Below are 23,925 nucleotides of genomic sequence, written 5' to 3'. Positions count from 1 at the left end.
GCCCAAAGTTGTTCACGCCAGCATGGATTATACGCTCGAAATCGACGGGACACCGGAGACGGTACCCGGCGGTACCGGATTGCTCCTGTTGCATCCGAGTACCGGTGAGACGGATCGCATCGACACTGATTTCCTCAAAACTGACACCGATAACTTTCTCGTCATCTCGACGCGAACCACCGCGCGAGAGGTTCGACAGAAACTCGAGTACTACGACGTCGACGAAGAGCGGGCCGAAATTCTCGATACCCTGAGCATCGAACGGGGATATTCGCGACGCTCGAGCGACACCGTCCATTACGTTGCTGCTCCGGACGACATCGACGGGATCGTTGCGCACATCGACGGTTTCCTCGACGAACACGACGGAAAGCTCCGCCTCAGTTTCGACTCCGTCACGGAACTGGCCTACTACGCCGGTGAAGAACGGGCCCTCGAGGCCGTCGAGCGAATCCTCGACCTGCTCGACGAACGCGACGCAGTCGGACTCTTTCACCTTTCGGAGGAACCTCACGACACGGACACCGTCGACGAATTTCGCGCGCTGTTCGACGGCGTAATCGACCTCGACGAGGACGGCAGCGTCGACGCCGACTTCTCGAAAATCGATTGATTACGGGTCGCGATCGTCCAGCGCGATTCCGACGACGACAGCATCCTCTTTGCCGACGACAGCATCCTCTTTGCCGACGACAGCATCCTCTTTGCCGACGACAGCATCCTCTTTGCCGACGACAGCACCCACAGGAAATCAGTTACGACGACAGCCGCCGCGTGAAACGGACCACCGGCCGAAAACAGGTCGATTACGACTCGTCGGCGAGCGAGTCGAAGGTCTTTTCGGCCCAGCGAATCGCGTACTCCGGGCCGTGATCCCGATACGCGTCGGTATCGAGGGCGGCGAACGGTGCCGGCAGTTCGACCGCGTGCTTGATCGCCGCACACGCGAGTTCGGTCGCGTCAGCGAAATCGGTCTCACCGCGGGACACAGCGCTGGGCAATCCAGCAACGCGGTCCTCGAGTCGATTTCCGGCATCCTGCCAGGCGTCGGCGAGTGCTGGATGATCGTCGTGCCACTCCGCGAAGACGTCCCGGGTCTGAAGACCCACCCAGCCATCGTACAGCGCCGCAGCGATCTGATAGGTGGCGTTCGGATCGAGCGGAACCGCCCGATCGAGGTCGCGGTACGACTCCTCGAAGAAGCCGATGAACTGTTCTGGAACGTCGAGTCCAATCTGGACGAACGCCTCGGCGACTAGAAAATCGACGAACGAGTCTGGCGACCCTTCGACTCGTGGCTTGACGAGGACCACGGGTGGTTCGGTCTGGCGGGTCCAGGCGATACTTCCGTCGCCCGGCATCCCGATCGTGAGATCCGAACCCGCGTAGCGAGCGAGCAACGTCGGGGCGTCGCTGGGTAGCCAGGCTGCAGGATAGCTCGCTGGCTCGAGCGCATCGACGAACAGGCCGAGATCCTCGGCCTGGGCCGGCGGCAGCGTCTCGAAATCGCGTTCGCAATCGAATATCAGGGCACGTGGGGCGTGAACTGCCCGAACGTCTTCGACCGGGCCCGAGAGCGGACGGGTCTCGAACATCAGGCGAGCGCGTTCTGGAAGACAAGCAGGATCGACAGCAGCGCCGATACGGCGACCGTAGTGAGAACGACCTTGGTTGCAGTACTCATGTGCGTGTCGTCGAATCCGCGTCGCATAAATCCATCTGTCTCCGTTCGGACTGTCGAACCGTTCCACACGGTTTCCATCCGTCTTTCCACGATCGATCGAACCTCTTCACTCGGTCACTCTCCGTCTTTCTTCGAACTGTCGAGTCGTTCGTGTCTTTCCCGTTGTCCGACGGAGAGCCGCATTCATGGAACGCGTCCCGGAACCCACCGTTTCAGATGGAGATCGAAAAGACCTAGTATGGCGATTTTGAGCGTATTCGAAGAGACGTGGAGTCGAAACAGTCCGGTAGTAGTTGGAAAGACCACGGCGACACGTTCGAGACACGGACAGGTTCCACGGCTCGATCGCCCCGTGCGGCGACGCTCAGTCCTCACCGTCGTCGCCAGCGCGCCAGGAATCCGGGACGTCGATCACGTATCGGCCATCTTCCTGAAGTGAGATAATGTACTCGTCGCGATTGTAGAGTTCCATCAAATTGAGCTCGTACTGGCCCGGTCTGACGATCTTGATGCTTTCGAACTGTTCGTTGAGTTCTGCGCGAAGTTCCTCGATAGAGGGGCGCTCGCCGCTCGGTTCGCTGACGACGCGACCGTGTTCGGGTGGCTGAGCGTCGTCGGCCCCGGTAGCGGTCCCTTCGGTGGTGGCACGTGAATCCGCCCGAGCACTGCCGGCGGCACTTCGTTCCGAGGCGGATCGATCCGGACCCGACGAGTAGGAGGGCAGGTCGTTCGTTGAAAACACCTCGCTGCGGGCGTCGGCTTGCGCTGCGTTTTCGTCTTTCGTCCGCGGTTCGGCTGGAGCTGCCGACGACCGATCCTGCTGATCGGCGTCCCGTTCGACTCGTCGTTTGCGCCCGTCACCTGTCGTCTCGAACTCTTCGCGCCCGTCACCTGTCGTCTCGAACTCTTCGCGCCCGTCACCTGTCGTCTCGAACTCTTCGCGCCCGTCACCTGTCGTCTCGGGTTCGTTCTGAGCGCCGGACCGATCTTCGGGCCGTCGAGCCGACTCGGGCCACTCGGCAAACTCGTCGGTCGTCGGTGAACTCGATTCGTCGGTCTCCGGCTTCGCACTCGAGGGCCACGGGTTGTCCGCCCGCGAGGTTGCGTGCGACCGATCCGGTTGCTGGCGTCCGGCAGAGTCGGATCTGTTCCGGTGTGCGTGCTCGGGTGAGTCAGTGTACTCGTCGTTCTGGCTGCCCGACGAGTCGGTAGACACCCAATCGCGAACGGTCTTAGCGGCTCGCGTGGTGACACTCGACGACTCGGCGGACGTGGACGGGTCAGCTGGATCTGTCGAATCAGACGAGTCGACGGTCGTCGATCCGCCCCCGCGGGCCGACGAGGCGGACGGCGAGTCACCGCCATCGTCGAACGATTCAGCTGCGGCCGCGGCAGTCGGCGCGAACTGAAATTTGTTGCCGCCGCAATCGGGACAGCCCGACAGCATTTCCTTGGAGCCGTCGGCGAACGTCCGGCCGCAGTTCGTACACTGATGAGGCATTAGTTGCGGGACACGAGCGCGCTGATGAGCGTTTCGTCCTTGTGGAGCGTCTCTATCTGGTTTGCCGGGCCGATCACCGTCAGTTTCGTTTCCGTCTGATCGGTCCCCATAATGCGGCCGAGCAGCGATGAGTCGCGAGTCTCGGATTTCGGATAGGTCTCGATTTCGATCCCGTTGAATTCGTCGGGACTGATCTCGGCCATCGTCACCTCGATGAGTCGACTCTCCTCGTCGGGAGTCAATCCCTCCTCGAGGACGACGATGTTACCGTCGTGGACGCCGTCCAAGATCATCCTGATCTTCTCCATCGTTGCCATACCGTCCATCCGCTCCCCGCTGATCAGGTCGATCTGTACGCCGTCAGATGGGTCAGAGTCGTCGGCGTTGGTAGCTTTCGGCATCGTTATCACCCGAAGTACTCCGCGATCTTGCCGTACACTTCCTCCATGTTGTTGCCCTCCTTCGCGGAGAGCGGAATGGTCGTGTGCTGCGGAAATGCGTCTTCGATCCGCTTGACGCTCGATTCCTCGAGATCGGTTTTGTTCGCGAAGATGAGAACTGGAAGATCACGGGATTCGATGATGCCGATCAGCATCGTGTTGACCTGTGTGATCGGGTCTTCAGCACTATCTAGAACATAGATAACGCCGTCGACGTCTTCTCGAAGCCAGTGCATCGCCTCGGCGACGCCCTCGGTGGCTTCCCGGGACCGACGAATAGCGTCCTCTTCGTCCATCTCGTCGGTGAACTCCTCGTAATCGACCTTCGTCGTCACACCGGGTGTATCGACGATGTCGATGGTCACCGTCTTGCCATCCCGTTCGATCTCGACGTTCTCTTTCCGTCGTGCGCGTCGCGTTTCGTGAGGGACGTGACTTTCCGCACCGATCGCATCGCCAGTCCAGTCGCGTGCGATTCGGTTTGCAAGCGTCGTTTTGCCGGCGTTCGGTGGACCGTAGATACCGATACGTTTCGGTTCCTGTTCCGAGAACAGGCGATCCGTGACCCGAGAGATACTATCTTTGAGTTCTGTGAACAGTCCCATCTGTGGGGGCCTCCAGCACCGCGGGGTGCATCTGCGCTCACTACAAACTGAACTCACTTAAGACTACGTCAGACGAAGTGACAGTTCGACGAGTTGGAGTGAGTCTCGGTCAGGAATGTCCTGTGTAATCCGTACCGATACATCGTGATACGCATCGCGTCACTTGACAACTTCATGACACCTAACATTGTCGTGATGGTTGACAACGTCGTGAGGTCATGAGTCTTATCGCGTGTGAATCGTATTGATAACAATTATCATTGAATGAAGAAGGGAGATATACTAGCACACAATGACACATAATACCAGAAGGTGATCTCGGAGACAGCCCCCCCACCCCTTCGTTTCAGGTGGAGATCGCCAGGACCGGAGACGGATTGAACGAGCCGATCGGATGTAGTAGCGGGTCAGTCCCCCGTTACTTCCGCTGCAGGGGAGAGAGAAGTGATTTACCGCGTGAACTCGAGGGAGAAGGCCGCTCTAGTAATTTGATCGTGTGTCTAGTAACTCTAGCTGTACAGAACGTGCGTTCTAGTTTAGACTAGTAACACAAAGATGAACCCTAGCAACTAGTTCAACTTTGCTAGTTCTGCGGATACTGTTTTGCACCCTACCTAATAAAACTTCCCGTCCTAAATTCTCCGTCACCCACCCCTCCCCTTCCATCCGTTCCACCTGAAACGAAGGGGTGGGGGGGTAGAGGTTAACCAACTCGTTAACCAACACCTCCGCTCCTACCTGTGGCTTCGCTCACCGCTCTTTCACTGAACACTCTTTCATTGTCCACCCCTGCAACTGTTAGACGGACACAATCGATGAATTCACCTCAGCCACCCCCTCCGAGGAATGATCGATAGGGCATCTTCCGGGACCAATCCTGTCGAGGGGTGAACGAACGTAACTCGACAGGCTGAATCCAACTCACGGAGTCGAAAATATATCAACTGATGCACACTAATCCCGGTGCGTCACTCGGATCGAACGGCCTCTCTTTCGGTGGCAATGTGCTGGTCGAGCCACTGCCCTTTATCGAATCAAGGATTCGATCCGTCGTGAGAAATTCAACGTATCTGAACCGAAACGTCCGACGCATTTGAACCGAACTGTTTTTGACCCGACTCGAGTAGCGGTACCGGTCGGCAATCACCGATATAGTTAGTAACACTCACCGCGTGCCACTCGCCCTGTTCGACGATCGTCTCCCGGGTCACATCGACCAGCAAAGCGACGTCGAACTGGATTTCGAACCGAAAGTGATCGGTTCCACTCGGCTCTTCGTCTCGAGTGAGAACTCGATTTTGTCGTCGACTCCACTGCAGGACAAGAGTTTGGCAACGTCCTCTCGTTCTGCACGTTCTTCCGCTGTGGCCCCTCACGTCGGTCTCCACGGAAATTTCTGTTACAGGTACGTCTCTATTTATTCTCACGCACGGGCCAAGAGGAAGGGAAGAATTTATTAGCATGCTTTTCCTCTGTTTCGTTTGCATCAACTGGACCCGGATCGGACGTATGAATCGGTGGATTCTCTGGAGGAGGCCATCACACTGTGAAATTCCTCGCTACTGGTTCGGGTTTCCACTCGAAATAAGGGGGTTCGCATACGACGAATGTCAGACGACGACTCAGAAATCGCAGGATCAGACGAGACCGAGATCGACGGAACGAACGTGTTCTCGTCGAACTTGGAGAACCCAGATATCGGCACCGAAGAGGAGTCGAACCAGGGCCTGTTCGACGATTTGCTCAGTGGCGAACCGATTTTCGGGAACAAGGAAGTCCTTCGCCCGTCCTATACACCGCACGAATTACCCCATCGGAGCGATCAAATCAACAAAATGGCGACGATCCTCGTCGCTGCGCTCCGCGGCGAAACCCCATCGAACATTCTCATCTACGGAAAAACCGGGACCGGAAAGACTGCGAGCGCCAAATTCGTCAGCAAAGAACTCGAGAGCACTTCACAGAAGTACAGCGTCCCGTGTGACGTCGAATACATCAACTGCGAGGTCACCGATACACAGTACCGCGTCCTCGCTCAGCTCGCGAACAAATTCATCGAAAAGAACGAGAAACGAATCGACGATCGAATAGCAGACCTCGAGTCGCTGCTGGATGACGTAGCCGAGTACGAGGCCAATTCCGATGGGGACGCTACTGACGGTCGTCCCGATTCGGGCGACCGGACGGTGTCGGATCCGTTCGAGTTCGTCTCCGACGGGGAACGTGAACCACATTCCACCGCTTCGACTGGAGGCAAAAAGGAGACGGAGTCGTCCGGTTCTCCACCTGAAATGGAGGGGTCTCCAGACGAACACGCTGCGTCGTCCGTCGACCGATCCGATCGCACGATCGGTAGCGGCGACGACCTCGATTCCACACCGTCCGATTCCGCAACCTCGGATTCCAAAACGACGGATTCTTCGTTCCCCGACTCCGCAGCCACCGATCACGCGACGACCCCGGCGACACACCCCCTCGAGTCCACCCCGTTCGATACTCGTGACGATGTCGACGACCGAATAGCAGAACTCGAGGACGACAAGGAGTCCTTCGAGGAAGTTCCGATGACGGGGTGGCCGACCGACCGTGTGTACAGCGTCTTTTTCGACGCCGTCGATTACGACGAGCGGGTCGTCGTCATCATGCTCGACGAAATCGACAAACTCGTCGAGAAAAGCGGCGACGATACGCTGTACAATCTCTCGCGGATGAATTCCGAACTCGAGAACTCGCGAGTGTCGATCATCGGGATCAGTAACGATTTGAAGTTCACGGACTTTCTCGATCCGCGGGTCAAATCCTCGCTGGGTGAAGAGGAGATCGTCTTCCCGCCGTACGACGCGAATCAGCTACGAGATATTTTGGAACACCGCTCGGAGGTCGCGTTCAAGGACGGAGCGCTCTCCGAGGACGTGATCCCGTTGTGTGCGGCGTTTGCGGCACAAGAACACGGTGACGCGAGACGTGCGCTGGATCTGCTTCGCACGGCGGGCGAGCTGGCCGAGCGGTCCCAGGCCGAAACGATCGTGGAAGAACACGTCCGACAGGCCCAGGACAAGATCGAACTCGATCGCGTGGTCGAAGTCGTCCGTACGCTGCCCACGCAGAGTAAACTCGTCCTCTTCGCGATTATTCTGCTCGAGAAAAACGGCGTTCACAGCATCAACACCGGCGAAGTGTTCAACATTTACAAACGACTCTGTGAGGAGATCGACGCGGACGTCCTGACGCAGCGTCGCGTGACGGATCTCATCAGCGAACTCGACATGCTCGGCATCGTCAACGCGATCGTGGTCTCGAAGGGCCGGTACGGTCGTACGAAGGAGATCAGTCTCTCGGTTCCACTCGAAGAGACGGAGGCGGTGCTGTTGAGCGACTCCCGACTGAGCGATATCGACGACGTCCAGCCGTTCATCCAGGCCCGATTCGAAAACTAAGCGAAAACGTACTGGCCGAAACTCGCCTTTCTATCGGGCTCTCCGTTCGATTTTCGATTCCAACGCGTGAGACGGACAGCGTTCCGCGATGTGTCGTCTCCGGTATCGTAACCGCACACCGGAATTCGACTGGCCCGACCCTACCCCCTTCGTTTCAACTGCAGATCGCCCCGACAGAAACCTCCCGTTGTGGCCCACGGAACCCAGAGAGTGGAGGCTGTGGTCACGCGTTCGAACGTGGTGGAACGGAGACGAAGCGGCCAGATCGAACGAAATGTCGCACGGAATACGCCGACACCTCTCGATTGGCCGAAACGCGTTCCGGTCTGAGAGACGACCGACTGTGCGAGTCGATTCAGCGGCGATACCGGCCGATAGCCGCTGCGGATCCGACACTAGCGATGCCGGCGATGCCGGCTTGGCCGTTCAGCCTCGAGCCGGGTGTCTCAGGGCTCGCGGGCGACGGTGTCGTGATCGTCGCAGGATCGACTCCCTGGAGCGCCGGGCTCGCGGGCGATCCGGGAACGAGCATCCCGCCGAGGATCCTATCGAAGGTCAATCGGATCTGGCCGAGCCACGGAACCCGGTACTTCGCCTTGCCGGTGATCCATTCGGATTTGACGACGCTGGTATCGGCGCCGTGGCTCCGCTGTTGATCGTACCCGCCGTTGTGATCCCCCTTCGTTACGAAGCCCGCGTACGGGGCGGGACAGTTGGCGACCTCGTCGCACGTTTTGTCGCCGACGATCTTGTCGCTGGCTTTGGTGTTGACCCACTTTTCGTCCTCTTCCACCCAGAAGTGGGCCCGATGGATCACCGGTGTCTCTGCTGCATTCCCGTTGGGCCGGTAGACGATTACGTCCCCTGCCATCCCGAACTTCGTATAGCCACTCTCTCGCCCCTGCTCGAGGGTGACGACGCCGGTGCCCGCTACGGCTCCGTCGCCGACGAATCGGTTCTCGTCGACGACGAAGATGAGATCGCCTTTTTCCATGTGCGGTTGCATACTCCCGCTCTCGACGGCGACCAGCGGCGGCCAGATTCCGCTAACGGTGAACAAGATAAGGCCGATAACGGCGACGATGGCGACGCTACTCAGAATATCACGTACCAAGACCACGTTCTCGTCGTTAGTCTCGAGGAACCAGCGAACGACCCCGTCGTTTTCGATCGACACGCCGTCGGAATCTGACCCGGAGCGTCGTGGCTCTCTCGTCGTTCGAGGGTTGCCGGCGCCTCGATCCTGTCGAGGGCGATCGTCGCCGGAATCGTCGGGTGGTCTCCCGGAATTAGAACCGCTCATTGTCCCTTGTTTTGCCCGGGCCGACAATCAACTTTCTGTTCACGGGAGTCTGTGCTGTGTCAAACTACGAGCCGCCCTCGTCGGTTCCGGCTGCCATTCCGAACAGAACGAGCGCGATCGCACCGGAGGTGGCGACGATAACGATGGAGCCGACGCCGGTCGCCGTACCGACCGAATCGATCGCGAGCCGAATCTGACCGACCCACGGAATGCGAACCATCGCTTTGCCGGTCACCCAATCCGGGCGGACGACCGTCGTCTCGGCGCCGGACCGCGGGAGCTGATCGTACGCGTCGTTCGCATCGCCCTTCGTCACGAATCCGTCGTGGGCCGCCGGACACGACGGGATATCGACGCAAGTCGCCCCGTTCATCGCGTTCGGATCTGCTTTCGTTTGCACCCAGTTTTCGCCGTCTTCGACGTAGAAGTGTACGCGGTGGATCACCGGCGTCTCGGCCGGGTTGCCGTTCGGTCGAAAGACGATGACGTCGCCCGAACTGTTGAACGTTCGATGACCGCTCTCCCGGCCGCGTTCGAGGGTGACGACGCCGGTGCCCGCCACGGCCCCGTCGCCGGCGAATCGGCCTTCCTCGACGAGGAAGACGAGATCTCCTGTCTGCATATTCGGTTGCATACTCCCGCTCTCGACGGCGACCAGGACGGGTAGCTGACCGCTGATCCCGAACAGGAGGAGACTGAGCAATCCGATGATTGCGATTGCCATCGCGACGGTGCGAAACATAGCGATCGGAAGCGCGTCCGATTCGAGCAGCCATCGGACGATTCCGTCTTCGATCCGGATCCGCTCGCCCTCTCGGTCTCGAGGCCGTGTTTTCGTGCTCGGATCGACGTCACCGCGACCGCCCGACGGCTTCCCGACGAATCGGTGACGATCGTCCCGAGAGCTGGCCCGTTGGTGGCTCCGGTTCGTCTCGTCAGACCCATCCATCGACACTCCGTTTCTCGGAACGTAGTATCAACTTTGCGGAGGCTTCGGTCGGGATTTCAAATTCAGCCGTTTCGCGGGAACCCGTAGCGGGTCCGGGCTCCGAGCGGGTCCGGGCTCCGAGCGGGTCCGGGCTCCGAGCGGGTCCGGGGTCCCGTTCGGACAGATTGGACCCCCGCACAGACTGAACGGTCTCCGTTTTTCCGGACGGGAAAGAGACAGAACGGTCTCCGTCCCCCGAAACGGGAGTTCGGTACCACGCGCACCACGTGAGAGTGATCCGCTACCCTTTTGCCGTCCGTCGCGAATGCGTGGCGTGTGCCACTCGAGGCCTCCGCTCGAATCGTCAGCGAACTCACGTCCCGCGGGTACAACGCAGAGCGTGAGGCCGTCACGAAACTCGCAGCGGCCGCGAATTCGACTGCCGCGCTCGAACGCGTTCTCGAGGAAGTGCCGGAGGACGCTCTCGTCGTTCGGAGTGCGCACGTCGAGGCGGCCCTCTCGACCACCGACCCCGCTGATCGGACCGATGCGGCCGGTTCGGAAAACCCGCCTCCGGCGGGAGACCGAACCCCCTCCGTTTCGACTGGAACTACCCCGGAGGGACGAGCATCGACCGGTCGATCTCCAGTTGAAACGGAGGGGTCTTCCGCCGCCGGCCGCTCCGCCGATCCGTCGAAACGGTCGGTCGAGATCGTCGGCGATATGACCGGCCAAAGCACGGGAACGGGCGAGTATAGCGATTTCGTCTCGGTTTTCCGGGACAGGCTCGATCGACTGGGAGCGACGCTTCGATCCCGGGTCAACCATCGGCCGGCGTCGGCGATTCAGGCGATGCCCGGCGGCAGTGAGGCTGCGATGGTGGGTCTGGTCAACGACATCCGATCGACTGCGAGCGGTCACTGGCTGATCGAACTCGAGGACGCGACCGGAACGTTCCCCTGGCTGGTGATGAAAGACCGGGAGTACGTCGACCTCGTCGACGAATTACTCTGCGACGAGGTGCTCGCGATGGAAGGGACGCTCGCTGACGATTCGGGAATCGCGTTCGTCGATTCGATGTACTTCCCGGACGTGCCCCGTACGCACGAGCCGTCGACCGCTGATCGCCACGTTCAGGCGGCGCTGATCAGCGACGTCCACGTCGGCAGCCAGGAATTTATGGCGGACGCGTGGAACGCGTTCACCGACTGGCTGCACACCGACCAGGCCCAACACGTGGAGTACATGTTGCTCGGGGGTGACATGGTCGAAGGCGTCGGTGTGTATCCGAATCAGGACGAGGAACTCGACATCGTCGACATTTACGAACAGTACGAAGCGTTCAGTGAGCACCTGAAGAAAGTACCCGGCGACATCGAGATCGTCATGATCCCGGGGAACCACGATGCGGTCCGCCTCGCCGAGCCACAGCCCGGATTCGACGAGGAGTTGCGGGAGATCATGTCCGCACACGATCCTCGGATCGTGAGCAACCCGTCGACGATAACGCTTGAGGGCGTCTCCGTGTTGATGTATCACGGCGTTTCCCTGGACGAGGTGATCGCGGAACTCCCCGAGGAAAAGGCCAGCTACGACGATCCGCACAAAGCGATGTACCACCTCCTCAAGAAGCGCCACGTCGCCCCACAGTTCGGCGGTCACACCCGACTCGCGCCCGAAGAGAAAGATTACCTCATCATCGACGAGGTGCCCGACATCTTCCATACGGGCCACGTACACAAGCTCGGGTTCGGAAAATATCACAATGTACTCGCGATCAACTCCGGTTGCTGGCAGGCCCAGACCGACTTTCAGAAGAGCGTCAACATCGATCCCGACGCCGGCTTCGCGCCGATCGTGGATCTGGACACGCTCGACGTGACCGTTCAGAAATTCTCGTGACGAATCTCGAGATCGACCGTCCGGCGAGGACTACGGCTCGAGTCGAAACCGTACCGTCAGTTCCGTTTAGGGCTCGAGTCGAAACCGTACCGTCGGGGACCCATCGAACTGCGGCCCGCGGCCGCGACGCCGAAACCCGAGTTCCTCGGCAGCCGCCTCGATGGAATCGGCGTCCTGTGAGACGAGCAGTTCGACGGCCATCGATTCGCGCTCGGCGAATCGAACCGGTTCGGCGAGCAACCGCTTGCAGGCCTCGCTCGTCCCGTCGAGTTGGGTGACGTGAACGGTGTCCTCGCGCGCGTCGAAGCTAATGAATCCGAGCAAGTCCTCCGGATCTGAGCCGTCGTACTGCGAGTCCGACACGTCCGCGTTCGGATCGTGGCTCCCGTCCTCGGCGACGCGCACAGTTCGGTCGTGGACGAGATTTCGCATCACGTCCGTCGGGGAGTCCGCGATCGACGCGAGTGCGTCGGCGTCGGCCTCGAGTGCATCCCGTACGTTCATCGATGTGTGGTAATGCTGCGCACGACAATAAATCCCGGTCGCGAGTGGGGTCCGACCCCGGCTGTCTGTATCTCGGCTTTCGACACGTTCGCGAGCCGTCTCACGGCCGGTGAACGGCCGACTAAAAATGCGGACGATGGGACACAGTTATCTGCCCGCTCTGGTAACGGACCGAGTATGAGCCACTCGATCGCAACGCGAGCCTCCTGTGAGGTGGTAGTATGCGCGTCGTAGCGAAGTTCGGCGGGACGAGCCTCGGTAGCGGCGACCGGATCAACCGCGCCGCGGACTCGATCGCCGCCGCCGTCGAGGACGGACACGAGATCGCCGTCGTCGCCAGCGCCATGGGGTCGACGACCGACGAACTGCTCGACGAAATCACGTTCGAGACTGACGAAGCCGACCGAGCCCAGATCGTCAGCATGGGCGAGCGAACGTCGGTTCGCATGCTGAAGGCGGCGCTCTCGGCTCGTGATATCGACGCGACGTTTTTCGAGCCGGGAAGCGAGGACTGGCCGGTCGTCACCGACGAGTATGGCGAGGTTAACGTCGAGGAGACGCAGAAACGCGCGGGCAACGTCGCCGCAGAACTCGACGAGACCGTGCCCGTCATCACCGGATTCCTGGCGGAAGGACCGGACGGGTCGATTACGACGCTCGGTCGTGGCGGCAGCGACACGACGGCGGTCATGATGGGCAAGTACATGGACGCCGACGAGGTCGTCATCGTGACCGACGTCGAGGGAGTCATGACCGGCGACCCCCACGTCGTCGAAGGCGCTCGCAACGTCGGCGAGATTTCAGTCGACGAACTCCGGAACCTCTCGTTTCGCGGGGCCGAGGTCGTCGCACCCTCGGCGCTGTCGTACAAAGACGGGAAGCTCGACGTTCGCGTCGTCCACTACCAGCACGGGGATCTCCTCTCCGGAGGCACGAGCATCGAAGGCGAATTCAGGAACCTCGTCGATCTGCGCGAGCGGCCGCTCGCCTGCCTGACGGTCGCCGGCCGTGCGATTCGCAACCAGCCGGGTATCTTCAACCACCTCTCCGAAGCGTTGGCCGAGAGCGACGTCAACATCGACGCCGTCGCCAGCGGGATGGACACTATCACGTTCTACATCGACGAAGAGGAGGCCGAACGCGCCGAAAACATTCTCCATCGCGAGGTCATCGCTCGCGACGAACTCTCGAGCGTCACCGTCGACTCGCCGATCGCCGTCGTCCGGGTCACCGGCGGCGAACTCCCCAATCAGCCGGGGATCATCAGCGAGATCGTCAACCCTCTCGCGGAGGCCCGAATCCACTTACAGGACATCATCACGAGCGCCACGAGCGTCGCGCTCTTCGTCAACTGGGACGACCGCGAGCAAACGCTCGAGTTGACCCAGGATCTGTTCTAGCACGCGGCGGTTCGAGCCCGACTGGTCGTCGGGTCCGCGCTCGATTCCGCCACTTCCACAAACCCGGTGCGGGCACCTCCCTCGCTGATTAGTTGCATTCTGCGAAACTCTCGGTCTCGAGCGTATCCGACGAGCACCGCTCCGGTAGCCCCAGCGTAACGAAGGGGGAAAGCGGTGGAAACGGTGCTATGAGCACCGATTCGACAGTGACGGAAGTACTCGAGACGGTCGAAGCCGACCCGGACGCGATCCTCGACGCCTACGACGTGGAGACACCGGAGGAACTCATCGAGAGCGCCGGCGAGCACGAGGCGACGACCGATCCAGTAATCGACGCCGACGACGAGACCGCGGAGACGTTGTTCGCCAGGCTTCAGGTGATCGCGGCTCCCTCGAGGGATGCGAACGGACGGAGAGATGGCCCATCGACTGGCGGAGGGACGTCGAATTCCACGCCCCGTGCCGACGATCCCGCCGACCAGTTCGACTCCGTCTTCGTTTCCGAACCGAGCGTCGCGGTCCGGTCGGAAACCGACGAGCATACGGCGGATTCCGGTCCGGAGACTACCGATTCGGTCGCGGACGCGGCGGCGACCGAACGCAAATCGGCCGAAACGCTATCACTTGTCGGCCCCGACCCGACCGCGACTCGCGTCTCCAACGATACCTTCGGAACCGGCGACTCGACGGACGACGCGGCCGAGTTCCAGTGGACCGAGTCGGCACCGGCCGAGACGCACCGCTGAGCGGCTCCCGCTCGCGGCGAGAATTCGTCGCGAAACCGTGATCGGCCCCGCGGATCGCGGGACTCGATCTCGCGGCGCTTCCGTGACCGCCGCTGTGTCAGTTACAACCTCGCCAGAACGGTGCGAGCGCGGTCCCGGAACGTCGGTTCCGGTTGTGCTTTCGTTTCGGATCGGCTGCGGAGTCGCTGCTTGGCGATCGTTCGGACTCCTCGAGAAGCGGTTTCGGACCTGAGCGCGTCGACCGCCCACTCCGGGAGCTGTGACTCGAGTTCCTGCCGTTTTTCGGTTTTGATCCGGCTAAATCGGCGGAGGGCCAGTCCAGCACCGAGGAACAGGCCTGCGTCGAGCAGTTCGCGCCGGAACCGCTCTCGGTCCTTTCGAACTGCGATTGCCTTCGCGAGCGAGAGGGCACCGATCGCGAGATAGACCTTCGAACTCTTCGACGGATCGCCGCTGAGCATCCGTTGGAGCGCCATGCGCAGGGTGCTACCACGTTCTGTCGGATAAAGCTGCGCCGGCAGGAGACGGGTTTCGAGGTGTCGCGGTCGTTGCCTCGCACGTCGCGACGGTGCCGATCAGGCGCGATCTGCCGTCACCGCGACACCCCGGTTGCGGTGCTCGTCGATCGGTTCGATCGAAAAGCCGAGCCGTTCGTAGAACGGGCGCACGTCGTCGTCGAATCTGGCCGTGAGTCGTCCCTCGAGTTCGAGCGCTCGTTCGATCAGTGCCTGGCCGATCCCGCGTCCCCGATGGCGACGGCGGACGCCGATTGCGCCGACGTGGGCACCGGGGCTCGATTCGCGAGGCTCGAGAACGATCGTGCCCAGAATCCGCTCGCTCCCGGTGACACCGAGCTCGTTCGTGCTCGTTCCCCCTCGGCGATCACCCGCCACCAGGACATCGCCGGCGTCGATTCGATGTTCGACGTTCCCGGGTTCGAGCATGGCCGCGTCGAGGATTCGACGGATCTCGAGTGCGTCGTCGGGAGTCGCTGTACGGACGAACATTCGTCGGACGCGTCGACCGAGGTGGGCCATCGACGTGTCGGTTTCGGATCGAACGAGTCACCGACCGCATCCGCCCTTGATGAGCCGCAACACCGTCACGTGATCGCTCTCGACCGGCTGATCTTCGGGAACCGGCCGACCGTCGACGATGACGCTCACCTCGTGCGGACTCAAGTCGACTTCGCGGAGCAGGTCCGCGTAGGTCGGCGTCGTGTCGGTCGGCTCCGCGTTCCCGGCGGTCGTGGCGTCGGCAGGATCCGCCACCGCCGCGAGATCGATTTCGTAGGTGTCCTCGCCCTTGACGTCGACGGTGACGCGCATGCGCGCCAGTTACGGTGGGACGGCCTTGAGCGCGTCGTTCCGTGGTCGATTCACGTGTCGGTCGGTCAGTCCGTGGTCGGTTCGTCGGTGCTCGGTCCGACTCGCTGCCCTCGCTCTCTGACGTTCCGCCGGTGGCCGTACAGCCCGCGAGCGATGGCCCCGAGTCCGAGCAGAAGGACGAGGAAGGTGATGAGGCCGCCGACGATGGGGACTCTGGTGATCGCCGCGCCGACGACCAACCCGACGACGAGCGCGAGCCAGCGATTTCCGATACCGAGCGCGGACAGAACGGCAGCGGCGATGGCGTACCAGCCGTATACGGTGGCGATCCAGAGCAGGAAGGAGAACGCGATGGCGCCGACGATCGAGAGGGGGATACCGACGATAGTGATCGCGAGCGCGATCAGAAGGACGGGAATGCCGACGAAGACGCCGAGTCCGATGAGCCCGGAGCGGATCGGTCCCGTCGCGACGCTCGTGGCGACGCTATCGGAGAACCGCGGGAACAACGCGAGCAACACGGCACCGAGAAGCAGGTTCACCACGAGCGTGTAGACCGCGACGATCCACGTCGCGAACGGCTGCACCGTCGGTGCAGCGTCGATGCCGAGCGAGGAATCTTCCTCGACCGAACCAGCGACCGCATCGGTGTTCCCCTCGAGATCACCGTCGTAGCGAAGGTCGCCGTCGATGGACGCCGTCTCGCCGAGGCGGATCGTTTCGGCGCCGATCTCTGCGTCGTCCCCGAGCGTCCCGTCGACGATCACGTTGCCCGCGCCGACCATGAACGTGCCGTTGACGGTGCCATTTTCGGTAACCGTCACGCTTCCCGCTGCGATCTCGACGTCGTCGTCGACGGTTCCCGCGATCGTCACGCTCCCGGCAGCCACCTCAAGGCCGCCCTCGACCGACCCGGTATCGGTAATCGTCACGTCGCCCGCGAGGGCGCTGACGTCCCCGGTGACCGTTCCGCGAACGATCACCGTTCCGGCGAACGACTCGAGTTCGTCGACCGACTCCCCTTCCTCGACGACGACCGTGCCGCCCGCCTGTGGGTCGGGCTGGGCGGCGGCCGTCATGGGACCGATACCGAACGCGATAATCACGACGAGCATCGCAACGACGAGTCGTGATCGGTGATTCTCCCCGTCCATGCGTCGTCCTTCCACGAGCACGCAGAAAAACGTGTAATGCATATATCAGGAACCGTGTCGGTCACCGATCGATTTCGATCGGGTCCGTACTCGCCGGTGCGGCGGAGACCGTGCGGTCGGGATCGCCCGACACTCCCCCGGTCGACGGCGACGTCCGAACCGAGACCGGCCTTCGGGCGATTTATCTTTCGTCCCGGTCTGGTGACGGTATGAGCGAGGCCGACGCCGAGGCGGCGGAATCGACCCCCGGCAGGACCGAGGTCTGGATCGAGAAGTACCGTCCGGAACGGCTCGACGAAATTAAGGGCCACGAGAACATCGTTCCGCGACTCCAGCGGTACGTCGAGCAGGACGACCTCCCCCATCTCATGTTCGCGGGGCCGGCCGGTACCGGGAAATGTGTTGCTGGAGAGACGCCGGTTCTGACGAACGAAGGGGTCGCCCCGATATCAGCAGTCGTTGGCGACGTCGACGGATTCGACACGCCGGATGACGACCTCAAAGTACTCACCTACGCCAATGACGGTTCGTTCGAGTACGTCACCCCGTCACACGTCTACTCTCGGGACGCGGCCGGTCTCGTTTCGGTCGAGACCCGAGACGGAAACGAGATAACAGTCACACCGGAACACAAACTCCTCGTCGCGGACGAAACGGGACTAACGTGGCGACGGGCTGACTCAATATCAGACGGGGAGCGTATCGTCAGGCCCCTGAAAACGCCGATATCAAACGACGATTCGTCTCCGTCGCTCGAGTGGGTTTCGTTGATGGACGGCGATAGGACGTTCGTCACCGTCTCGAAGTCGTTTGCCCGCCGATACGACGTTCCGGTCGAAGAGAACTATGTGGGGCAAAAGAAGACAGTGATCGGCTGTCTTCGCCGAGGATATTCGATCGACGAGATCGCAACAGAGCACGAGATTTCCCGCGATACCGCCGCGGAGTATGCACGCAGGACATCGGTCGATTTCGAGGTGCCGTCGACGACCTGTTCACTTGCATATCTACGTTCGCTCGACGTCGAGGAATCGGAACTCCAATCCCACGTCGAGTCCGTTCAATACGTCACGCCGTACAACAAGCGGTCCCGACCGATCACGCCACCCTGGAAACTCACGCCGGATTTGGCGCGCTTCGTCGGTCTCGCAATTAGTGAAGCACGGATCGAAAACGGTCGAATCAAATTCTATAACACGGACGATGCCCTCCGTGAATCGTTCGCGGAAATCGCACGGCGATTGTTCGGTATCGAGACGACTCGTGGTACACAGAAAGGCGTGCCGTACGTCGAGTTGCGAACCAAGTCGCTCCATCACTTCCTCGAATCCTGTTTCGACGTTTTCGGTGAATCGTCCGGTTCGGCTCTCGGTACCTCCCTCGTCCATGCCTCGAAGGACGTCCGCGCAGCCTTCCTGCAGGCTGTCTTCGATTCAGAGGCGTACGTCGCTGAACAGGGAACGATCGAGCTATCACAGAAAGACGAGACAGTGATAACGCTCTGTTCGTATCTCCTCTCCACGTTCGGAATTCCGACGCGGCGAAAGCGAGTCGAAAAGTCGGCGACGAACGGATCGAATACGACCAAAGAGTATCACGTTCTGTACATCTCAGGATCGTGGGCACTCTCTCGCTTCGAGGAGGCCATCGGATTCACCATCGACCACAAGCGCGGTCGACTCGCTTCTGCAACGGAGCAAACCGGGAACCCGAATCACGACACGATCCCCGCTCAGACGGCCGTCGACGACCTCTGTCGAACGCTCGCGCTGACCAAAGAGCCGCTGATGACGAAGAGTCTGAATCCCGACAACCCCGGTCGGGTGTCTTATCTCGAGGATATCGAACGCGTTATCGAGGCAGCATCCGACCGTCTCGACGCAGCACAGCGCGTCACGCGGGATATTGAGCGGGTTCGATCCGAAATTCAATCGGTGAGTTCGGTTCCAACAGCGTGGATCGACCAGCGTGGCGCATTGGAACCACTCGAGGCACGAAAGGAGGTCGAAGCGGCAACCGGAATCCGGACCGACCGGTTGCTCGAATACTCCGACGGTCGACGATCCCCGACCGCGACCCGCGCGAGTGAATTGCTCGTCACGCTCGAATCGCGTACGGAACTGCCGGAGACGAAATCGGTCCAGGAATCGCTTCGTGATGCGATCGACGCACTCGGCGTCTCGGACAATCGAATCGCAGATGGGACGGAGTTATCCGGCAGGGACGTCAGAAATATCGTCGAGAATAACGGTCACGACCTCGCGTCGCTGCCGCGGTTCGCGACCGTCGCCGATCGGGTTCTCGATGTGGCTGCCGAAATGTGTTCGATGGAGGTCGTCGAACGACTCGTCGTGCTCGATCGGCTTTCCCGTGGCACGCTCTACTTCGACCGCGTAACGAACGTAACACGCGTGGAGGACGAGCGCCGCGTCTACGATCTCACGGTTCCCGGGACGCGAAACTACGTCGCGGGTGACGTCCCGACGGTGATGCACAACACCACCGCTGCGCAGGCCATCGCCCGCGAGGTCTACGGCGACGACTGGCGCGAGAACTTCCTCGAGTTGAACGCCTCCGACCAGCGCGGGATCGACGTCGTTCGGGATCGGATCAAGGACTTCGCGCGCTCTTCGTTCGGCGGGTACGACCACCGCATCATCTTCCTCGACGAGGCCGACGCGCTCACCTCCGACGCCCAGTCCGCCCTGCGCCGGACGATGGAGCAGTTCTCGAACAACACCCGTTTTATCCTCTCGTGTAACTACTCGAGCCAGATCATCGACCCGATCCAGTCGCGGTGTGCCGTCTTCCGGTTTACCGAACTCTCGGCGGAGGCGATCGAGGCGCAGATTCGAGACATCGCCGAGACGGAGGGGATCGAGGTGACCGACGACGGCGTCGACGCCCTGGTCTACGCGGCCGACGGCGATATGCGAAAGGCGATCAACGGCCTCCAGGCAGCCGCGGTGATGGGCGAGACGGTCGACGAAGCGACAGTCTTCGCGATCACCGCCACCGCACGCCCCGAGGAGGTCGAGGCGATGGTGGAGTACGCGATCGGCGGCGACTTCACTGCCGCCCGCGCCGCCCTCGAGGACCTGTTGACCGACCGCGGCCTCGCCGGCGGCGACGTCATCGATCAACTGCACCGCTCAGCGTGGGAATTCGACATTCCCGAGCAGGCGACGGTCCGACTGCTCGAACGCCTCGGCGAGGTCGACTACCGGATCACCGAGGGCGCGAACGAACGCCTGCAACTCGAGGCGATGCTGGCGTCGCTGGCGCTCGAGGCGGACGGATAGCGCAATCCGCGTTTCTGCTGGCGGAGTGCGACACACCGGATCGCAAGCGATTGTCCGGCACGCGAGACGGAACGGAGACCCGTCACAGCGGACGTACCGATTCCGGCCGTTCGAACGGCACCGATCGGCGTGGTTCGCCGAGTCCGTGTTGCGGCGACGCGATCGACTTCGCCCCCGAGTAGCGTCGCTGCTCCCGTGTTCGGGTGTCGAGTTCCTCGTTCAGGCTCGACGCCCTACTGACTCACGTAGCCGCCGTCGATGACCAACGCTTCGCCGGTCACGAACGAGGCGTCGTCCGAACAGAGCCAGACCACAGCGTCGCCGATTTCTTCGGGCTGGCCGATGCGGCCCAGCGGCGTCGCTGCGCTGATCTGCTCTATCATCTCGGGATCGCGTTCGGCCGCCCGGTCGACCATCTGTGTCTGGATTACCCCGGGACAGACGGCGTTGACCCGGACGTCCTGGTTGCCGTATTCGAGGGCGGCCGTCTTGGTCAGCCCGATGACGCCGTGCTTGCTCGCGACGTACGGACTACCTCCCCGAAAGCCGACCTCGCCAGCGGTCGACGAGATGTTGACGATCGCGCCGCCACCGTCCTCGAGCATCGCGGGCAGTTCAGCGCGGATCCCGAGGAACACACCCTTGAGGTTGATGTCGATGACGCGCTCCCAGTTGTCTATCGGCTGGTCGGCCGTCGGGTGCGTGTCGCCCTCGACGCCGGCGTTGTTGACCGCGAAATCGAGCCCGCCGTACGTCTCGACGGTTTCCTCGACCATCGCCTCGACGTCCGTTCGCTCACTCACGTCCGTCTCGACGAACGTCGCCTCGCCTCCCGCATCCTGGATGTCCTCGACGGTCTGTTCGCCGTCCTGAACGTCGACGTCCGCCACGACGACGTTCGCGCCCTCTTCGGCGAACCGCAGTGCCGCCGCTTGGCCAATACCGGTACTCGCTCCAGTTACGATCACCGCTGAGTCTCGAATGCCGTTCATAATTCTCTCGAATTGTCAGCTATTATACATCCACTAGTAGCGGGTATGTCGAGAAAAATGTTTGGTGACCGTCCACGATCTCGCATCGGTGATGGGTGGTCGGTGCTCGTGGCTAGCCTCCTCCACCGGAACGTGGGTCCGATCGACCGTCACGTGGGGTCCGCTCGCTCGACGGCTTCCCGGACGCGTCGGTTGACCGTGGACCTCGATCCTACCGACGGACGATGCCCACTCGGTGAGTCAATCGACGTCGCGAGCGTCGACGCCCCGAAACGCGAAGGCGATCCGACCCTCGTCCTCTGCAACGCCGACGCTCCAGCCGTGGGCGTCGGCGATGTGTTCGACGCTGCCGAGTCCGAAGCCGGTGCCGTCGGCCGCGGCCAGTCGGCCCGGAACGGGGTCCGTCTCGAGTCCCCCCTCGCCACCGAGGGCTGCGGTTTCGGGGGCGCGTCGAGCGACGTAGAATCCGTCGTCGGTCGCGCCGACGGTGACCACCGCCGTCGCGCCACCCGAGCCAGCGGTTCCGTCCCGCTCGTCGTCGAAACTGTCTCCGTCGACGACGGCCTGAAACAGCCGTTCGAACAGCTCCCGAAGCTGCGATTTGTCGGCCTCGAGGACCCGATTTTCGGTCGACCGTGTGACGAGGCGCGCGTCCCCGGTTTCGACCGCGACCCAGGCCCGGCGCGCGACGTCGTGGATGGCGACGGGTTCGGTCTCGACGACCACGGCGTCGTGTCGGGCGATCGAGACGACCCGATCGACCAGCTCTCGCAGCCGCTCCTGGGCCTCGTCGACCTCCGCGAAGTGTTCCCTGTCGCCGGTCTCCGCCGCGAGTTCGAGATAGCCGCGGGCGACGATCAGCGGGGTTCGGACGTCGTCGTCGACCAGCGCGGCGATCGTCTCGAGTCGCGACTCCGCGGCGGCGAGTTCGCGTTCGCGGCGGTTGATCTCGGTGACGTCCCTGTAGACGATCAGTCCCTCCCGGGTGGTGTCGGCGCGGTCGTCCGAGGGATCGCCCGGTTCGGCGAATCCGCCGTCGATTTCGGTGTACCTGGCACGCGTTTCGGTGTCCCAGTCGTCGATTTCGGCGTTCTCGTCGTCCGTTTCGGCGTCTTCGACGGCTCCGTCGGCCTCCGATTCGATCGGGACCAGTGTGAGCAGGAATTCGCGCACTCCGTCGACGGTTTCCCGGCGGCTGACGAGCTGTCGACGCTCGCCCGACCGGAGCGATTCGAGCAGCGTCTTCCGGCGGTGCTCGAGCCCCGGCGGAACGGTTTCCTCGTCGACCGGCTCGTCGACGACCGCCTCGAGATCGGTGCCAAAGACCTCCCTAAACGCTTCGTTGACGGTCCTGACGACGGGTTGGCCGTCGTCGACCTCGTAGCGGATCACCGGCTCCGGCGCGTTTTCGAAGAACGTCCGATAGCGGTCGCGTTCGGCAGCGAGGTCGTCTCGCTCGGCCGACAAGTGATCCCGAGACGCTTGCAACCGGTCCCGTTCCGATCGCAGCCGGTCCCGTTCCACACGCAGTCGATCGTGCTGCGTCTCGGACGCGGCTTCCGCGTCGATTCGCTCGAGGAGGGCGGTCGCGACCCGTCCCCACGACCCGAGGAGCTCGCAGTCGCGCTGGTCGAACGCCGTCGGCTCGTCGGCAGCCACCAGTAGCAGTCCGATGTCGCCGACTGGGACGCAACACAGCGATTCGATCCCCTCGAACGGCGCTTCGACCTCGGCGCCGGCCCCGACCCCGACGCGGTCGAACCGGATCGGCTCGTCCGTTCCGAGGGCGTCACCGAGCGGGCCCGAACACGAGAGGACCTCGAGGTCGTCGTCCGGGACGGCCGGCGCGGTCGCTCGCGGGGTGAACTGACCGAACTGAACCGTGGAGAGCCAACAGTAGTCGCGATCCAGGCTGTCGGCGACGGTCTCGACTACCTCCTCGAAGAGGGACTCGCGGTCGCGACAGGCGGCCAGTTCGGCGAGCGACCCGATGAACCGGGCGGTCGACGCGTTCGTCGCGGCCGTCGTTTTGCCGGTCGCGTCGATCGGTTCGGCCTCGCGTTCGGTGTCGTCCGCCGAGTCGAGGTCGGTTCCGCCGCTGCAGACCCACTCGATCTCGTCGGCGAGGTGCGCGACGGCGTCGTCGGTGCCGCGGCGAACGTAGCCGTCGATGCCGTCCGTCGACCGTGCGGCCGTGGCCGCATACGACGGGTCCGAAAAGAGCACGAGCGGCGTCGAACCGCACGCGTCGACCATCTCGAGCAGATTCGAGCCCGCTGCGGTCGTCGGCGTTTCGGCGAAGACGACGCAGTCAACCGCGGGAGACCAGTTACGGACGCGTTCGACCGTCGTCGCCGGTCGGACCGACCGATCCGGCGCGGCGTCGACGTTCTCGAGCGCGGCGGCGCCGTCGCTCGCCGCGTCGTCGGTCGCTGCGACGTAGAGGATCGTTCGGGGTCGGGTGGTCGCTGGCGGCTGCGTCATTGTGTCGATAGTGGTGACAGTCTCTACCTGATGACCTCAAGCCAGACTAATGGATTTATTGGATACACCGGATGGTGTGTTCGTACTCCACGGCCCCGTCTCGAATTCGGTCGACGACGGCAGGTCGACCGATCCCGAGGCGATCGACTCGACCGGGCCGACCGATCCGGCGCGCGAGGGTCCGTCAGTCGACGGCTGGCCGGTCAGTGAAGCCG

21 protein-coding genes are annotated in these 23,925 nt (G+C 62.1%); 6 read left to right on the top strand and 15 right to left on the bottom strand.

Annotation, left to right across the window (positions count from 1 at the left end; translation table 11 throughout):
• Positions 1–22 precede the first annotated feature (22 nt).
• Complete coding sequence (locus tag NJT13_RS11645) at positions 23–613, top strand: DUF7090 family protein (protein ID WP_254521811.1); 591 nt, start codon at positions 23–25, stop codon at positions 611–613.
• Here the strand turns inward: NJT13_RS11645 and NJT13_RS23190 are convergent, their stop codons facing one another.
• From NJT13_RS23190 to NJT13_RS11625, 6 genes are all read right to left on the bottom strand, one after another.
• The gene (locus NJT13_RS23190; RefSeq protein ID WP_256549392.1) at positions 614–745 is read right to left on the bottom strand and encodes a hypothetical protein; all 132 of its coding nucleotides are present in this window, start codon (positions 743–745) and stop codon (positions 614–616) included. It lies immediately after the preceding gene.
• 61 nt (positions 746–806) lie between these two features.
• Positions 807–1,595, bottom strand: coding sequence for a DUF7089 family protein (locus NJT13_RS11640; protein WP_254521810.1), 789 nt, complete (start codon positions 1,593–1,595; stop codon positions 807–809).
• A complete protein-coding gene (locus NJT13_RS23490; protein WP_425499750.1) occupies positions 1,595–1,684 on the bottom strand; it encodes a hypothetical protein in 90 nt (29 codons plus the stop codon). Before NJT13_RS23490 ends, NJT13_RS11640 begins: the two co-directional genes overlap by 1 nt.
• Positions 1,685–2,048: 364 nt before the next feature.
• Positions 2,049–3,185, bottom strand: coding sequence for an OapC/ArvC family zinc-ribbon domain-containing protein (locus NJT13_RS11635; RefSeq protein WP_254521809.1), 1,137 nt, complete (start codon positions 3,183–3,185; stop codon positions 2,049–2,051).
• Entirely contained in the window at positions 3,185–3,586 is a 402-nt protein-coding gene (locus NJT13_RS11630) for a DUF2073 domain-containing protein (RefSeq protein ID WP_254521808.1), read from the bottom strand. Before NJT13_RS11630 ends, NJT13_RS11635 begins: the two co-directional genes overlap by 1 nt.
• A gap of 5 nt (positions 3,587–3,591) precedes the next feature.
• On the bottom strand, positions 3,592–4,230 hold the full coding sequence (locus NJT13_RS11625; RefSeq protein ID WP_254521807.1) for an Era-like GTP-binding protein: 639 nt from the start codon (positions 4,228–4,230) through the stop codon (positions 3,592–3,594).
• 1,607 nt (positions 4,231–5,837) lie between these two features.
• On the opposite strand from NJT13_RS11625, the gene NJT13_RS11620 reads away from it, so the two are divergent.
• Positions 5,838–7,667, top strand: coding sequence for a Cdc6/Cdc18 family protein (locus tag NJT13_RS11620; RefSeq protein ID WP_254521806.1), 1,830 nt, complete (start codon positions 5,838–5,840; stop codon positions 7,665–7,667).
• A gap of 355 nt (positions 7,668–8,022) precedes the next feature.
• On the opposite strand, the gene NJT13_RS11615 is transcribed toward NJT13_RS11620, so the two are convergent.
• Together NJT13_RS11615 and NJT13_RS11610 are read right to left on the bottom strand one after the other, a co-directional pair.
• Positions 8,023–8,970, bottom strand: coding sequence for a S26 family signal peptidase (locus NJT13_RS11615; protein ID WP_254521805.1), 948 nt, complete (start codon positions 8,968–8,970; stop codon positions 8,023–8,025).
• Positions 8,971–9,034: 64 nt separating this feature from the next.
• On the bottom strand, positions 9,035–9,919 hold the full coding sequence (locus NJT13_RS11610) for a S26 family signal peptidase (RefSeq protein ID WP_254521803.1): 885 nt from the start codon (positions 9,917–9,919) through the stop codon (positions 9,035–9,037).
• A gap of 315 nt (positions 9,920–10,234) precedes the next feature.
• On the opposite strand from NJT13_RS11610, the gene NJT13_RS11605 reads away from it, so the two are divergent.
• On the top strand, positions 10,235–11,800 hold the full coding sequence (locus NJT13_RS11605; protein WP_254521801.1) for a DNA-directed DNA polymerase II small subunit: 1,566 nt from the start codon (positions 10,235–10,237) through the stop codon (positions 11,798–11,800).
• 66 nt (positions 11,801–11,866) lie between these two features.
• On the opposite strand, the gene NJT13_RS11600 is transcribed toward NJT13_RS11605, so the two are convergent.
• Positions 11,867–12,304, bottom strand: coding sequence for a hypothetical protein (locus NJT13_RS11600; protein WP_254521799.1), 438 nt, complete (start codon positions 12,302–12,304; stop codon positions 11,867–11,869).
• A 221-nt stretch (positions 12,305–12,525) separates the two neighbouring features.
• On the opposite strand from NJT13_RS11600, the gene NJT13_RS11595 reads away from it, so the two are divergent.
• Both NJT13_RS11595 and NJT13_RS11590 read left to right on the top strand, forming a co-directional pair.
• The gene (locus NJT13_RS11595) at positions 12,526–13,704 is read left to right on the top strand and encodes an aspartate kinase (protein ID WP_254521797.1); all 1,179 of its coding nucleotides are present in this window, start codon (positions 12,526–12,528) and stop codon (positions 13,702–13,704) included.
• 188 nt (positions 13,705–13,892) lie between these two features.
• Positions 13,893–14,450, top strand: coding sequence for a hypothetical protein (locus tag NJT13_RS11590; RefSeq protein WP_254521796.1), 558 nt, complete (start codon positions 13,893–13,895; stop codon positions 14,448–14,450).
• Positions 14,451–14,551: 101 nt separating this feature from the next.
• Here the strand turns inward: NJT13_RS11590 and NJT13_RS11585 are convergent, their stop codons facing one another.
• From NJT13_RS11585 to NJT13_RS11570, 4 genes are all read right to left on the bottom strand, one after another.
• The gene (locus NJT13_RS11585; protein WP_254521794.1) at positions 14,552–14,926 is read right to left on the bottom strand and encodes a hypothetical protein; all 375 of its coding nucleotides are present in this window, start codon (positions 14,924–14,926) and stop codon (positions 14,552–14,554) included.
• 99 nt (positions 14,927–15,025) lie between these two features.
• Positions 15,026–15,457, bottom strand: a complete 432-nt coding sequence (locus NJT13_RS11580) for a GNAT family N-acetyltransferase (RefSeq protein ID WP_254521792.1) — start codon at positions 15,455–15,457, stop codon at positions 15,026–15,028.
• A gap of 57 nt (positions 15,458–15,514) precedes the next feature.
• Positions 15,515–15,778: a ubiquitin-like small modifier protein SAMP2 gene (samp2, locus tag NJT13_RS11575; RefSeq protein ID WP_254521784.1), complete on the bottom strand. Its 264-nt coding sequence runs from the start codon at positions 15,776–15,778 to the stop codon at positions 15,515–15,517.
• Positions 15,779–15,843: 65 nt separating this feature from the next.
• The gene (locus NJT13_RS11570; RefSeq protein WP_254521782.1) at positions 15,844–16,932 is read right to left on the bottom strand and encodes a bactofilin family protein; all 1,089 of its coding nucleotides are present in this window, start codon (positions 16,930–16,932) and stop codon (positions 15,844–15,846) included.
• Positions 16,933–17,141: 209 nt separating this feature from the next.
• On the opposite strand from NJT13_RS11570, the gene NJT13_RS11565 reads away from it, so the two are divergent.
• The gene (locus NJT13_RS11565) at positions 17,142–20,234 is read left to right on the top strand and encodes a replication factor C small subunit (protein ID WP_254521780.1); all 3,093 of its coding nucleotides are present in this window, start codon (positions 17,142–17,144) and stop codon (positions 20,232–20,234) included.
• 233 nt (positions 20,235–20,467) lie between these two features.
• Here NJT13_RS11565 and NJT13_RS11560 read toward each other — a convergent pair whose 3' ends face one another.
• Positions 20,468–21,226, bottom strand: coding sequence for an SDR family oxidoreductase (locus NJT13_RS11560; protein ID WP_254521778.1), 759 nt, complete (start codon positions 21,224–21,226; stop codon positions 20,468–20,470).
• Positions 21,227–21,466: 240 nt separating this feature from the next.
• Positions 21,467–23,710 carry a PAS domain-containing protein gene (locus NJT13_RS11555; protein WP_254521776.1) on the bottom strand — a complete coding sequence of 748 codons (2,244 nt, stop codon included), beginning with the start codon at positions 23,708–23,710 and terminating at the stop codon, positions 21,467–21,469.
• Between the last annotated feature and the right edge of the window lie 215 nt (positions 23,711–23,925).

Origin of the sequence: Natrinema caseinilyticum (assembly GCF_024227435.1) — an archaeon.
Classification (GTDB): Archaea; Halobacteriota; Halobacteria; order Halobacteriales; family Natrialbaceae; genus Natrinema; species Natrinema caseinilyticum.
This window is presented reverse-complemented; position numbering and strand designations above follow the sequence as displayed.